Origin of the sequence: Streptomyces sp. NPDC014864 (assembly GCF_043081525.1) — a bacterium.
Taxonomy (GTDB): Bacteria; Actinomycetota; Actinomycetes; order Streptomycetales; family Streptomycetaceae; genus Streptomyces.
In genome coordinates this window covers 22,501-35,551 of the sequence record NZ_JBIBWT010000021.1, presented here as the reverse complement: position 1 = coordinate 35,551, position 13,051 = coordinate 22,501, and the positions used below count along the sequence as shown (strand labels likewise).

Genomic DNA, 13,051 nt, shown 5'->3' with positions numbered 1-13,051 from the left:
GCCCATGTGTCTCACGGGCGCCCCTCCCGCGGGTGAATCGGGGTGACTCCCAGGACCTCTCTTTCGGATCTCGCCGGGGTCGCGGGGTCCGGCACGCCGGAAAGGCCCTAGCTAGCCCTCCAGCAACCGCTGCCCCACGTACTCCCCCGCGGCCGCCCCGCCCGGCACCGCGAACAGGCCGCTCGCCTCGTGCCGGACGAACCGCGACAGCGCGTCCCCGCGGTCGAGCTTGCGCTGCACCGGGACGAAGCCGCGCAGCGGGTCGGACTGCCAGCAGATGAAGAGCAGCCCGGCGTCGGGGACGCCGTCCGCGTCGAAGCCGTCGTGGTAGGAGAAGGGGCGGCGGAGCATCGCCGCGCCCCCGTTCTGGTCGGGGCGGGTGATCCGGGCGTGCGCGTCGACGGGCACGACCAGGTCGCCCTTCGCGTCCGTCTTCTCCAGGTCCATCGGGGTCGTCTCGGAGCCCCCGCTCAGCGGTGCCCCGTCGGACTTCCGGCGCCCGATGACGTGCTCCTGCGCGGTGCGGGAGAGCTTCTCCCAGTCGTCGAGGAGCATCCGGATACGGCGGAAGACGACGTAGGAGCCGCCCGCCATCCAGTCCGGCTCGCCGCCCTCGGGGACGAAGACGCGCCGGTCGAAGTCGGTGTCGGCCGGCCTGGGGTTGCGGGTGCCGTCGACCTGGCCCATCAGGTTGCGGGCCGTCATCGGGTGCGCGGTGGCGCCCGGGGAGCGGTTGAAGCCGTTCATCTGCCAGCGGAGACGAGCGGCGCCGCCCGCGTCCTTCTGGATCGCGCGCAGGGCGTGGAAGGCGACCAGGGCGTCGTCGGCGCCGATCTGCACCCACAGGTCGCCGTCACTGCGGGCCTTGTCGAGCCGGTCGGCGGAGAAGTCGGGCAGCGGGTCCAGGGCGGCCGGCCGCCGCTTCCGCAGACCCGTCCGGTCGAAGAAGCCGTGGCCGAAGCCGAACGTGATCGTCAGCGACGAGGGGCCCGCGTCCCGGGCGACGTCGGTGTCGTCGGACGCCGCCGCCTCGCCGGCCATGAGCCGTTCGGCCGTCGCCGACCAGCGGCGCAGCAGGGCGGCCGCCTCCTTGCGGCCCGCCCCCGCCGCCAGGTCGAAGGCGGCGAGCTGCCCGCGGGCCTGGAGGGCGTCGGTGATGCCGGGCTGATGTTTCCCGTGAAACATCGCCCGGCCGGAGCCGAGCGAGGTGAGCGGAACGGCACCGGACGGCGCGGCCGCGTACCCCACGGCCCCGCCCGCGACCCCGAGCACCAGCCCCGTGGCCCCGGCGGTGCCGAGCAGCCGACGGCGCGAGAGGCCCGCTCCCGCAGGGACGTGCCCACGCGTGCCGGCCGCGGTCGAGGCGTCCCGGGAGGGGGCGGCGGGGGAGTCCTGGGAGGTGGCCTCGGGGGTGGACTGGTCAGCCATGGTGGGATTCAGCCGATCTGCGCGTTCTTGGTGACGGTCGCCTGGTCGATGTCGGAGGTCCGCACGGTCACGGCGATCTTCCAGTCGCCGGCCATGGGGATCTGCACACCGCTCGCCGCCCAGTGTCCGGTGGTGATGTGGTCGGGGGCCACGGGGAGCGGGCCGAGCTTCTTCGCGGTCAGGGTGAGGGCGACCTTCACCTCGGGGACGTCGAACGCCCGGCCGTTCGGGCGCTGCACGTAGACGTGCATCTCGTTGCCGCCCACGCGCGCGGGGTCGAGGTCGAGCCGTACGACACCCTTGCCGTCCCGGCCGCCGGTGTCGAACGGCATGTCCAGGGTCACGGCTCCCGCGGAGGACGACGCCGAGGAGGAGCCCGAGGACGAGGCCGCGGCCGCGGCCGCCTCCTCGGTGCGGCCCGGCTCGGTCTGGGTGAGCACGGTGGTCACGGCGAGCAGGACGACGGCCACCGCCGCCTCCGCGAGCACCGAGCGGCGCAGTCCGAACCGGTTCGGGTCGGCGTCCCGCAGCCTCTTGCGCGTCGCGGTGTCCACGGCGGCCCGCTGACGCGCGAGCTGCGCGGCCCGCCTGGGGTCGCCGTCGGCGCGCACCTCCCCGCCGGCCCGCGCATCGGCCTGCGGGGAGTGGCCGTCCGCCGCAGCCCCCGCGTCCCCCTTCGTCACCGCCGCCTGCCGGGCTCCCGCGGGCTCCTTCTCCTGCTCCTCCCCCTCCTCCTGCTCGACCTCCTCCACGCGAGGCGTCGCCGCCGCGGAGGCGGTCACCTTCCCCGCCAGGCGAGCCGTCCACCGCCGTGAGGTCCACGCGATGCCGACCAGCAGCACCACGAGGCAGATCTTGGCGATCAGCAGCTGTCCGTAGCGGGTGCCGGTGAGGGCCGGCCAGGAGCCGACCTGGCGCCAGGACTGGTAGGTCCCGGTCGCGATCAGCGCGAGCACCGAGGCGAAGGCGACCCGGGAGAAGCGGCGTACCGCCGAGGCGGGGAGCGGGGTGTCCGTGGGCGCCCGGTACAGGGCGACGAGGAGCGCGACGAGTCCGCCGAGCCAGGCGGCGACGGCCAGCAGGTGGACGACGTCGACGGGCATGGCGAGTCCCGGCTGGAGTCCGGTCGAGGCGTGCTCGGCCATCGCCCAGCTCGCCGCGAGCCCGGCCGCGACGACACCGCCGCCGATGGCGAGCCCGAAGGTCAGGTCGCGCTTCTCGTCGTCCTCCCGCTTGTCGTACGCCCCGAACAGCACCGCGATGAACAGCGCGGCGGCGGCGAGCAGCAGCAGCCGGGAGACGAGGGCCGCGCCCGTCTTGGTCTGGAGCACCTGCCCGAGGAGGTCCAGGTCCAGGACGTCCCCGGCCTTCCCGGTGGTGGTGTAGGCGCCGCGCAGGAGCAGCAGCGCCAGGGTGGCCGCGGTGAGCGCGACCCAGCCGGAGACCACGAGCCGCTGCACCGCGCGCACCCCGGACCCGCGCTGCCAGCAGGCCTGCACGAAGGCGGCGCCGCCCACCAGGACGACGAAGCCGGCGTACGACACGTACCGCCCGATCCCGTAGAGCACGCCGACCGGGCCGCCGCCCACGTTCTGGCCGTCGACGGCCACGGACGTGCTGGAGGGGGCGCCGACGGAGAAGGTGTACGCCCCGCCGACGGGGTGGCTGTCGTCCGACACCACCTGGTAGGCGACGGTGTAGGTGCCGTCGGACAGCCCGCCGCGCAGGCGCACGGCGTACGTCGTCCCGCTCACCTCGATCGGGCTGCCGGTGTCGACGCGCTCGCCGCGGGGGTCGAGCACGCGCAGCGAGCCGTCGTTCAGGGCGACCTTCTCGGAGAAGGTCAGCGACACCTGGGTGGGCGCCTTGCCGACCACCACCCCCTGCTGGGGGTCGCTGCCGGTCAGCGCGGCGTGCGCCGAGGCCGGCGCGGCGCCCGCGAGCAGCGCGCCGGCGACGGCCAGGAGCAGCAGCACCACGGCCCGGAAGCGGGGGGCGATGGTCGGCGTCACGGTGGTCCCTTCCTCAGTGTCCGGTCGTGGGGGTGTACGTGGCGGGCTTCACCGGTATCTCAACCGTGACGGTGCCGGACTCGGCGAAGTGCAGCCGCACGGGGACCTTCTGGCCCTGCCGCGGCCGGCGCTTCAGGTCCTCGAACATCAGATGGTTGCCGCCGCTTCGGAACACGAGCCTGCCGTGGGCGGGGACGGCGAGGTGGCCGACCTCCTCCATCGTCCCTCCGGCGGTGCGGTGCACGGTGACGCTGCCCGCGATGTCACTGGTGACGGAGGTGAGTTCGTCCCGTGCGCCGCCCTTGTTGACGACCGTGAGGAAACCGGCCGCCATGGTGTCCGAGACCGGCTGGGGCATGTAGGCGGCGGCGACGGAGAGTTCGGCCTTCCCGCCGCCGGAGTCCGGGCCGCCGCAGCCCGCCAGGACGGCCCAGCCCGCGGTCACGGCCATGGCCAGGGAGACGGCTCGGGCCGCCGGTCCGGTCGCCGGGTGCGGAGGCCTCACGGGTTCTCCCCCTTGACGATCTTGGGGAGGTCCTTGGTGTAGTCGTCGACGGTGGCGTCCTCGCCGTAGAGGAGGTACCCGCCGTCGGTCTTCGGGGAGAAGGCGACGACCTGGGTGCCGTGCACGGAGGCGAGCTTGCCGTTCTTGTCCTTGTGGGTCGGTTCGATGGAGATGCCGAGGGTGCGGGCGCCGGCCTGGATGGTGGCGAAGTCGCCGGTCAGGCCGAGGAACTGGGGGTCTGTGTTCTTGAGCCACTTGCCGAGTTCGGCGGGGGTGTCGCGCGCCGGGTCGGTGGTGACGAACACCACGCGCAGCTTGTCCTGTTCGGCCTTGGGCAGAGACTTCTTGGCGACCGCGATGTTGTTCATGGTCAGCGGGCAGACGTCGGGGCAGTGGGTGTAGCCGAAGTAGATCAGCGTCGGCCGGCCCGCGGTCTCCTTGCGGAGGTCGTACTTCCTGCCGTGGGTGTCGGTGAGCACCAGGTCCGGCTTCTCGAACGGCTTGTCGAGGACGGTCGCGGCCTTCTGCGAGGTGTCCTCGGAGACGACCGAGACGGGGCTCTGGCCGGTGTCGCCGCTGCCGCAGGCGGAGAGGGTCATCGTGGCGGCGGCGAGCAGCGCGGCCGCGGCGAACGTCTTCTTGCGCATAGAAAAATGTCCCAGATGTGAGAACTCCGGCGCGCACCGGGGTCGTGAGCGAAGGTCGTACGACCCCGGCGCGCGTCGCGGACGAGCGGATCAGGCGGTGGTGCGCCTGCGGCCGGCGAGCACGCCGTAGGCGACTCCGGCCGCGCCGACGACGATCCCGGCGATGCCGAGGACACGGGCCGTGGTGTCGCTGCCGTCCTTCGGGGCGGAGGTGGCCGCGGCGGCGTTCTCGACGGTCGCCTTGGCGTCGTCGGACGCGCCCTCGGCGGCCGTGCCGTGGTGGTCGCCGCTCGCGGCGGCGAGCTCCAGCACCGGCGCCGGGTTGTCCGGCTCGGCCTGGCCCTCCTGGGGTACCTCGATCCAGCGCACGACCTCCTTGTCGGAGTACGTCTGGAGCGCCTTGAAGACGAGCCGGTCGGTGTCCTCGGGCAGGGCGCCGAGGGAGACCGGGAACTTCTGGAAGTAGCCCGGCTCGATGCCCTTGCCGTCGGCGGTCCAGGTGACCTTGGTGACGGCTTCGGAGATCTTCTCGCCGTGCAGGTTCAGCGGCTTGGCGAGCTTGGACTTGGTGACCTTGACGGTCCAGCCGTCCATCGGCTGCGGCATCACCGAGGCCAGCGGGTGGTCGGCCGGGAAGTTGACCTCGAGCCGGGTGGTGGAGGCGTCGTCGCGCTCGTTGGGGACCTTGAAGTCGACGACGGTGTAACCGCCCTTGGCGGGCGTGGTCTCCGGCTGCACGCCGACGTGCGCGAACGCGGGCGTGGCCAGGGCGGTCAGGGCGAGCACGGCCGCCCCTGCGACGGCGGCGGCAGTGGTGGGACGAGAGGCCTTCATGGCAGGAAGCACTCCACTTCGAGTGAGTTCGTCGGGTTCCGTTGGTCAGGAGGAACGCGCGTGCGCAGGGGCGGCCGGCGGTGCGGCTCCCGGGAAGCGGGCACGCGTGCGTGCCGCACGACGGCGGCCGCTGTCTCCGGCGGAACTCCGCTCGGTGGAGGCTGGTCGCGTCGCGTCAGGCGGCGAGGGTGAGGAAGGGGGCGGCGGGCGGGCCGCGCCGGACCACCGAGTGCCGGAGTGCGGTGGTAGTGGGGGCCGGGGGCACCGGGTGGGTGGTGCGGCAGCAGTGCGGGCCCGCCTCGGGCGTGGTGGGCAGCCCGGCGTGCAGGGCCCGCGCCAGGGCGAGCGCCGCGCGCAGGGACCGTACCGACGCCGTGTCGGCGACCTCGTGCGCCGACAGCCGGATGAGCCGCAGCAGGGCCAGGTCGCCGCGGCGCAGCAGCCAGCCCGCGGCGAGCGCGGCGAGGACGTGGCCCAGCAGCATGGGCAGCGACGGCAGCAGCGAGAGCGCCGGGTCGGCGGTGGGCGCGGTGGGCAGGGCCTGCGCCGGGTGGTGCATGACCGCCGGGGCCGGGCCGGTGTAGACCCGCGCGTCGACGAGGATCCGGTAGGCCTGGGTAGGGCTGATCGCGGCTGCGGTGGTCCCGCAGACGAGCCGGGCGGCCCGCTCCACGAGCGTGGCGTCGGACATCGCGGGCATGGAGCCCATCGATGCCATGGACGTCATCGGGCCCATGGATCCCGGCATCGCACCGCCGGACGCCGTTGCCCCCGTGCCGTGCTGGGCCAGCCCGAACAGGGTGTGCAGCACGGTCTGGCAGACCGCGAGCGTCGCCGCGATCCCCGGCAGCGAGCGCGCACGTCCGGCGAGCGGCGCCACGACGACGAGCGCCCCCAGGAACCCGGCGCCCAGGGTCCACAGCGGGACCGTGGCGCACGAGGCCAGCGTGTGACCGCCCGCGGCCAGCACGACGCAGACCGCGGCGAACATCGCGGCCCGCAGGATCCGGAGGTCGCCTCCGGCGTGCGCCGTGCGCGGGTGGGGGGCAGTCATGGCGGCCCCATCATCCCATCGGGCCTCCGCGTTCCGTACGGCAGGTCCGCAAGATGACGTACGACCGGAAGGTCATGGTCTGCCACCACGGGCCCGCACATACACCGATTCCTTTCCGGCCGCATCCGCCGATCGGGCGGCGATACGCCGGAAACGTGCTTACGGCGGTCAACCCGGGGCAATACGTAACGGTATGTCGAGCCGCAGCCGGGAGGCTGGAGCATGAGCATCTGGTGGTCCATCCATCTGCGTCGCGATGCTGCGAGCGTTCCGCTCGCCCGGCGGCTTCTGCTCGGCACGATGGAGACCGCGGGCGTCGACCCCGACATCTCCTACGACCTGTCAGTCGCCCTGAGCGAGGCCTGCGCGAACGCCGTAGAGCACGGCGGCGACAGCGACTGCTCGGAGGCCTACCGCGTCACCGCCTACCTCGACGGCGAGAAGTGCCGTATCGAGGTGGCCGACTCGGGTCCCGGCTTCCGGCCGCCCAGCCGTCCCCTCCCGGCTCGTGTCGCCTCCGTCGAGGACGAGCACGGACGGGGCCTGTGCCTCATCCAGGCGCTCGCCGACCACGTCCACATCGGGGGCAAGCCCGGGCTCGGCGGGACGGTGGTGTCCTTCGACAAGCTCCTCAAGTGGCGCGAGGACGCGCCGCTCATCGCGGTCTGACGCACTTTCTTCCCCTGGCCGTCCGACGCCCCCGTCGCTCCCGGCCGTCCGACGCACGACCGGCCGGGGGCCGTACGACGGTCACCCCCGATCAGCCGAGGACCCGCACCGGTTCGCCCGCGAGGTAGGCCACGACGTCCTCCACCGCCTGCCCGTAGTAGCGGGCGTAGTTGGCGCGGGAGACGTAGCCCAGGTGCGGGGTGGCCAGCAGGCGCGGGGCGGTGCGCATCGGATGACCCGCGGGCAGCGGCTCGGTGTCGAAGACGTCGACGCCGGCGCCCGCGACAAGGCCCTCGCGCAGAGCGGCGAGCAGGGCGTCCTGGTCGACGATCGCGGCCCGCGAGGTGTTGATCAGGTAGGCGGTCGGCTTGAGCAGGGCGAGTTCGGCGGCGCCCAGCAGACCGCGGGTCCGCTCGCTCAGCGCGAGGTGGACGGAGACGAAGTCGCTCCCGGCGAGCAACTCCTCCATGGAGGAGGCCCGCCGTACGCCGACCTCGGCCGCGCGCTCCGCGGTCAGGTTCCGGCTCCAGGCGCTGACCTCCATGCCGAAGGCGAGACCGACCCTCGCCACCCGGCCGCCGATCCTGCCCAGCCCGAGCAGGCCGAGCCGCCGGCCCTCCAGGTCGGCGCCGACAGTGGACTGCCAGGGGCCGCCCGCGCGCAGGGAGTTGCCCTCCTCGACTATGCCCCGGGCGAGGGCGAGCAGCAGGGCCCAGGTGAGTTCGGCCGGCGGGGCCGAGGAGCTCTCGGTGCCGCACACCGTCACCCCGGCCGCCCGGGCGGCGGCGAGGTCGATCACCGAGTTGCGCATTCCGGAGGCGACCAGCAGCCTCAGCCGGGGCAGCCGGACCAGCAGGGAGGCGGGGAAGGGCACCCGCTCGCGCAGGGTCACCACGATGTCGAAGTCCGCCAGGGCCGCGGCGAGTTCGTCCTCGGATCCGAAGTGGCGGGGGAAGGGGACGACCTCCACCCGGCCGTCGAGCGGCGACCAGTCGGCGACGGTGGTCGCCACGTTCTGGTAGTCGTCGAGTACGGCACACCGCAGTCGCATGTCAGTTCCCCTCCAGGACCTTCGCCAGGACCTCCAGCGCCTCCGGATACACCCTCTCGCGGGGCGTCCCGTAGCCGACGACCAGTCCCTGCGGCCGGTCCCCGCCCGGGGTGTGCCAGTGGTCGCCGAGGCGGCCGAGCGCGAGGCCCTCCGCGTCCGCCCGGGCCAGTACCCCGGCCTCGTCGGCGACGTCCACCAGGGCGTGCAGGCCGGCTGCGATCCCGCGCACCCGCCGGCGGCCGCCCAGCCGGGCCACGAGCTGGTCCCGGCGCCGCCGGTAGCGCAGCCTGCACGCGCGCACGTGCCGGTCGTAGGCGTGGCTGTCGATGAGCTCGGCGAGCGCCAACTGGCCGATGGTCTCGGTGTGGTGGTCGCTGTGCAGCTTGGCGTCGGCCACCACGTTGACCAGGTGCGGCGGCAGCACCATCCAGCCCAGCCGCAGGGCGGGACCGAGGGTCTTGGAGGCGGTGCCCAGGTAGGCGACCAGGCCCGGCGCCATGCCCTGGAGCGCGCCGACGGGCTGACGGTCGTAGCGGAACTCCCCGTCGTAGTCGTCCTCGACGATCAGCCCGCCCCGCGCGCGTGCCCAGTCGGTGAGCGCCCGGCGCCGCTCGGGGTGCAGGGTCACGCCCGTCGGGTACTGGTGGGCGGGCGTGACGACCACCGCGTCCTCCTCGCCCAGCTCCTGCGCGCGGGTCCCCCGTTCGTCGACGCGCACCGGCACCACACCGCCGCCGTTGCGGCGCACCACCTCCCGGTGGAAGGGCAGCCCGGGGTCCTCCATGGCGACCTCGCCGCCCTCCAGCACGCGCGTCAGCAGCGCCAGACCCTGCACATATCCGGAGGTGATCACGATGCGCTCCGGCGGCGCGATCACCCCGCGCGCCCGTCCCAGGTAGCCCGACAGCGCCGTGCGCAGCTCGATCCGGCCGCGCGGGTCGCCGTAGTCGTACGCCAGTGAGGGCGCCGTCGCGATGGCGCGGCGCAGCGACCGCAGCCAGGCCGCCGCGGGGAACGCCCCGACGTCCGGCCTGCCCGGCCGCAGGTCCAGCCGGGGCGCACGCGCGCGGGCCGCCGCGCCCGGCTCCTCCGCGCCGACGCTCGGCAGCGCGGCGACCCGGGTGCCCGAGCCCTGCCGCGCCGTCAGATAGCCCTCGGCGACGAGTTGGTCGTACGCGGCCTTCGCGGTGCCGCGCGAGACCCCGAGCTCGGTCGCGAGCCGCCGGGTGGCGGGCAGCCGCGTCCCGGGCGTCAGCCGCCCGTCCCGTACGGCGTCCCGCAGCGCCCGCTCCAGTCCCGCCCGCCGGCCCGCCGCCGCGTCCGGCTCCAGATGCAGGTCCACCCCGACACCGGACCAGAAGTCGTCCACGATCCCCCCCACGTGAAGAACGCGCCCCGGAAGGAGCGCGGAAAGGTGCGTATGCGGCCCGGGCCGCGCGCACGCGGACGGCCGTCCGGCCGCCCGCAGACGAGTGGCCGGGCACCTCCCCGGTGCCCGGCCACCGCCGTGACATCAGCCCTTCAGCGAAGCCATCCAGGCCTCGACCTCGTCCGACCGGCGAGGCAGCCCGGCGGACAGGTTCCGGTTGCCGTCCTCCGTGACGAGGATGTCGTCCTCGATGCGGACGCCGATGCCGCGGTACTCCTCCGGCACGGTCAGGTCGTCCGCCTGGAAGTACAGGCCCGGCTCGACGGTGAGGACCATGCCCGGCTCCAGCGTGCCGTCCACGTACGTCTCGGTCCGCGCGGCGGCGCAGTCGTGGACGTCCATGCCGAGCATGTGGCCGGTGCCGTGCAGCGTCCAGCGGCGCTGCAGGCCGAGCTCCAGGACCCGCTCGACCGGGCCCTCGACCAGGCCCCACTCGACGAGCCGCTCGGCGAGCACGTGCTGCGCGGCGTCGTGGAAGTCGCGGTACTTGGCACCCGGCCGGACGGCCTCGATCCCGGCCTCCTGGGCCTCGTACACGGCGTCGTAGATCTTCTTCTGGATCTCGCTGTAGGTGCCGTTGACCGGCAGCGTGCGCGTGACGTCGGCGGTGTAGAGCGAGTGGGTCTCCACGCCCGCGTCCAGCAGGAGCAGGTCGCCGGAGCGGACCGGGCCGTCGTTGCGCACCCAGTGCAGGGTGCAGGCGTGCGGGCCGGCGGCGGCGATGGTGCCGTAGCCGACGTCGTTGCCCTCCACGCGCGCGCGGAGGAAGAAGGTGCCCTCGACGTAGCGCTCGGAGGTGGCCTCGGCCTTGTCGAGGACCTTCACCACGTCCTCGAAGCCGCGCACGGTGGAGTCGACGGCCTTCTGCAGCTCGCCGACCTCGAAGTCGTCCTTGACCAGCCGCATCTCGGAGAGGAAGACGCGCAGCTCCTCGTCGCGCTCGGCGGTGACCTTGTCGGTCAGCGCCTCCTCGACGCCGGCGTCGTGACCGCGCACCACACGGACCGGGCCGGTGGCCTCGCGCAGGCTGTCCGCCAGCTCGCGCACGTCGGCGGCGGGGATGCCGTAGAGCCGCTCGGCCTCGGTCAGCGAGTGGCGGCGGCCGACCCACAGCTCGCCCTGGCCGGAGAGCCAGAACTCGCCGTTCTCACGGTCGGAGCGCGGCAGCAGGTAGATCGTCGCGCGGTGGCCGGTCGCGGTCGGCTCCAGCACGAGGACGCCGTCCTCGGTCTGGTTGCCGGTGAGGTACGTGTACTCGACGGACGACCGGAAGGGGTACTCGGTGTCGTTCGACCGGGTCCTGAGGTTGCCCGCGGGGACCACCAGGCGCTCGCCGGGGAAGCGCGCGGAGAGCGCGGCGCGGCGGCGGGCGGTGTGCCCGGCCTGCTCCACGGGCTCCAGGCCGCGCAGCTCGGTGTCGGCCCAGCCGCTCCTCATGTTGTCGGCGAGCTCGTCGGACACGCCCGGGTACAGGCCGTTCTTACGCTGCTTGATCGGCTCTTCCGACTCTGTCTCCGGGGTCTCCGCAGTGAGCTCGTCGGCCACGGTCTTCCTCCTCGATACGGCACTGGACCACCCCCCATCGTACGGTCGGACCGCGGGAGTCCCGGGCCGGGAAGGACCGGTCACGGAGCGCGGCGGGGCGCACACGCCCGGGCGGCGTCCGCCCCGGCGCCGGCACCGTCACTCGAAGCGCGCCGCCAGCAGGGCCACGTCCTCCGCGCCGTTCGTGACGTCCAGGCCCTCCGGCAGGACCGTCCGCAGGACGTGGTCGGCGACGGCCGCCGGGTCGTCGCGCAGCGTCCGCGGAACGCTCGCGGCGGCCGTGTGCAGCCGGGCGAAGGCGCGGTCCACCGGCTCGCCCGTGCGGTGCAGCAGCCCGTCGGTGTAGAGCAGCACCGTTTCGCCCGCCTCCACCTCGAACTCCAGGCTCGGCGCCTCCCAGCAGGCGAGCATCCCGAGCGGCGCGGACACTGTCGTCTCCACGAACTCGGTGCGCCGCTCGCCGACCAGCAGCGGCGGGCTGTGCCCGGCCCCGGCCAGGGTGACCTTGCCCAGGGATGGCTCGCAGTAGGCGAACAGGGCGGTGGCGGAGCGGGCGGGCTCGGTCAGCCGCAGCAGCAGTTCGAGGTCGGCCAGGACGGCGACGGGGTCCTCGCCCTCCATCACCGCGTACGCCCGCAGCGACGCCCGCAGCCGGCCCATCGCGGCGACCGCGCCGGGGCCGGCCCCGGTGACCGAGCCGACCGCGAGACCGAGCGCGCCCTCGGGCAGCGGCAGCGCGTCGTACCAGTCGCCGCCGCCGCGCGGGCCGGTGCGGTGCAGGGCCGCGAGCTGGACGCCGGGGACCCGGGGCAGCCGGGAGGGCAGCAGTTCCTCGGACATCGTCCGCAGGCACGCGCGGGCACGCTCCACCTCCAGCAGCCGGGCCAGGTGCTCGGCCGCGCAGCGCACGTACAGTCCGGTGAGATGGCGCCGGCGGTCGGACGGCTCGGCGGGTTCGTCGTAGAACCACACGGCCGCGCCGAGGCGGCCGGCGGCCTCGGCGGACAGGGACAGCGCGTAGCTGGCGGCGTAGCCGAGGCGGGTGGCCACCTCGCGGTGGCGGGGGTCGAGGCCCTCCTCGGCGAACAGGTCGGCGTGCACGATCTCGCCGGCGCCGCCCGGCGGGACGACCCCGGTGCCGAGGAGCGCCCCGTAGGGCAGCGCGCGGCGCGGCACGGTCTCGATGTGCCCGAGGTCCGCGCGGGCCAGGCCCAGGCCGACCGTGGTGCGGGGGCCGAGTCCGTCGCCCGGTTCGAGGACTACGAGGCCGCGCCGGGCCCCCACCAGCGCGGCACCGGCGCCCAGCATTTCCCCCAGGGCGGCGTCGAGCCCGTTCGTCCGGGCCAGCCGCTCGGTGAGTTCGTGCAGGGTCGTCAGATCGGAGACCCAGCCCGCGAGCCGGTCCTGGAGCAGGGCTCCCGGGGGGTACGGGGCGGGGACGGGGTCCGGGCTGTTGGGTGCGGCGGCCGCGGGAGTACCGGGAGCGGCGGACACGGAGGCGACAGTGTGTGAGGGGGTCGGAACCGCTGAATCGATTCCAGCCACTTTCGGAGGGTGAGGGGCGTTCATGGCGTCCGGCTTTCCGACCGGTGCGGATTGCTCAAAAGCATCGCAAAACCCCCATGTCATTCTGCGCCGCCAGCAGTGTCTCCACATGTACACGCACTCGTAAGGGGATGTCCAGCATTGTCCTGCCGGGATTCCTGGTGTCAGAGGGGCTCCAGGGGTTCTCGGACGGACCCCTTGCGAAATAGCGAAGTTGGCTTAAAACTGCCTCGGGTAACGGCCTATTGCGGTCGACTGGGTTTGCTCCACGGAGCGTCACAGCGGTCGTGATGGGTACGTACTCGGTGAAGGCCAGGGGTGGTTGGGAACCG

Annotated in this window: 11 protein-coding genes; 1 reads left to right on the top strand and 10 read right to left on the bottom strand. The window is 73.9% G+C overall.

Annotated elements, in window-relative coordinates; genetic code table 11:
* Positions 1 to 111 precede the first annotated feature (111 nt).
* From efeB to ACF1A5_RS29395, 6 genes are all read right to left on the bottom strand, one after another.
* Positions 112 to 1,428: an iron uptake transporter deferrochelatase/peroxidase subunit gene (efeB, locus tag ACF1A5_RS29420; protein ID WP_392195916.1), complete on the bottom strand. Its 1,317-nt coding sequence runs from the start codon at positions 1,426 to 1,428 to the stop codon at positions 112 to 114.
* A gap of 8 nt (positions 1,429 to 1,436) precedes the next feature.
* Positions 1,437 to 3,440 (bottom strand): copper resistance CopC/CopD family protein, encoded by a 2,004-nt coding sequence (locus ACF1A5_RS29415; protein ID WP_392195915.1) that lies wholly within the window; start codon positions 3,438 to 3,440, stop codon positions 1,437 to 1,439.
* A 13-nt stretch (positions 3,441 to 3,453) separates the two neighbouring features.
* Positions 3,454 to 3,891 carry a copper chaperone PCu(A)C gene (locus ACF1A5_RS29410; protein WP_392195968.1) on the bottom strand — a complete coding sequence of 146 codons (438 nt, stop codon included), beginning with the start codon at positions 3,889 to 3,891 and terminating at the stop codon, positions 3,454 to 3,456.
* Positions 3,892 to 3,941: 50 nt separating this feature from the next.
* Positions 3,942 to 4,592, bottom strand: a complete 651-nt coding sequence (locus ACF1A5_RS29405) for an SCO family protein (protein ID WP_392195914.1) — start codon at positions 4,590 to 4,592, stop codon at positions 3,942 to 3,944.
* A gap of 90 nt (positions 4,593 to 4,682) precedes the next feature.
* Positions 4,683 to 5,426 carry a YcnI family protein gene (locus tag ACF1A5_RS29400; protein WP_392195913.1) on the bottom strand — a complete coding sequence of 248 codons (744 nt, stop codon included), beginning with the start codon at positions 5,424 to 5,426 and terminating at the stop codon, positions 4,683 to 4,685.
* A gap of 175 nt (positions 5,427 to 5,601) precedes the next feature.
* Entirely contained in the window at positions 5,602 to 6,480 is an 879-nt protein-coding gene (locus tag ACF1A5_RS29395; protein ID WP_392195912.1) for a hypothetical protein, read from the bottom strand.
* A gap of 222 nt (positions 6,481 to 6,702) precedes the next feature.
* On the opposite strand from ACF1A5_RS29395, the gene ACF1A5_RS29390 reads away from it, so the two are divergent.
* On the top strand, positions 6,703 to 7,149 hold the full coding sequence (locus ACF1A5_RS29390; protein WP_392195911.1) for an ATP-binding protein: 447 nt from the start codon (positions 6,703 to 6,705) through the stop codon (positions 7,147 to 7,149).
* Positions 7,150 to 7,240: 91 nt separating this feature from the next.
* Here the strand turns inward: ACF1A5_RS29390 and ACF1A5_RS29385 are convergent, their stop codons facing one another.
* From ACF1A5_RS29385 to ACF1A5_RS29370, 4 genes are all read right to left on the bottom strand, one after another.
* The gene (locus ACF1A5_RS29385; RefSeq protein WP_392195910.1) at positions 7,241 to 8,200 is read right to left on the bottom strand and encodes a D-2-hydroxyacid dehydrogenase family protein; all 960 of its coding nucleotides are present in this window, start codon (positions 8,198 to 8,200) and stop codon (positions 7,241 to 7,243) included.
* Between the two features lies 1 nt (position 8,201).
* The gene (locus ACF1A5_RS29380) at positions 8,202 to 9,569 is read right to left on the bottom strand and encodes a PLP-dependent aminotransferase family protein (RefSeq protein ID WP_392195909.1); all 1,368 of its coding nucleotides are present in this window, start codon (positions 9,567 to 9,569) and stop codon (positions 8,202 to 8,204) included.
* 144 nt (positions 9,570 to 9,713) lie between these two features.
* Positions 9,714 to 11,174, bottom strand: a complete 1,461-nt coding sequence (locus tag ACF1A5_RS29375) for an aminopeptidase P family protein (protein WP_392195908.1) — start codon at positions 11,172 to 11,174, stop codon at positions 9,714 to 9,716.
* A 138-nt stretch (positions 11,175 to 11,312) separates the two neighbouring features.
* Positions 11,313 to 12,743 carry a PP2C family protein-serine/threonine phosphatase gene (locus ACF1A5_RS29370; RefSeq protein ID WP_392195907.1) on the bottom strand — a complete coding sequence of 477 codons (1,431 nt, stop codon included), beginning with the start codon at positions 12,741 to 12,743 and terminating at the stop codon, positions 11,313 to 11,315.
* Positions 12,744 to 13,051 lie beyond the last annotated feature (308 nt).

What these genes read in the sequence shown, in the direction of transcription:
- efeB (WP_392195916.1), bottom strand. Translation starts at nt 1,428, where the DNA reads ATGGCTGACCAGTCCACCCCCGAGGCCACCTCCCAGGACTCCCCCGCC.
- ACF1A5_RS29410 (WP_392195968.1), bottom strand. Translation starts at nt 3,891, where the DNA reads ATGGCCGTGACCGCGGGCTGGGCCGTCCTGGCGGGCTGCGGCGGCCCG.
- ACF1A5_RS29405 (WP_392195914.1), bottom strand. Translation starts at nt 4,592, where the DNA reads ATGCGCAAGAAGACGTTCGCCGCGGCCGCGCTGCTCGCCGCCGCCACG.
- ACF1A5_RS29400 (WP_392195913.1), bottom strand. Translation starts at nt 5,426, where the DNA reads ATGAAGGCCTCTCGTCCCACCACTGCCGCCGCCGTCGCAGGGGCGGCC.
- ACF1A5_RS29395 (WP_392195912.1), bottom strand. Translation starts at nt 6,480, where the DNA reads ATGACTGCCCCCCACCCGCGCACGGCGCACGCCGGAGGCGACCTCCGG.
- ACF1A5_RS29390 (WP_392195911.1), top strand. Translation starts at nt 6,703, where the DNA reads ATGAGCATCTGGTGGTCCATCCATCTGCGTCGCGATGCTGCGAGCGTT.
- ACF1A5_RS29385 (WP_392195910.1), bottom strand. Translation starts at nt 8,200, where the DNA reads ATGCGACTGCGGTGTGCCGTACTCGACGACTACCAGAACGTGGCGACC.
- ACF1A5_RS29370 (WP_392195907.1), bottom strand. Translation starts at nt 12,743, where the DNA reads ATGAACGCCCCTCACCCTCCGAAAGTGGCTGGAATCGATTCAGCGGTT.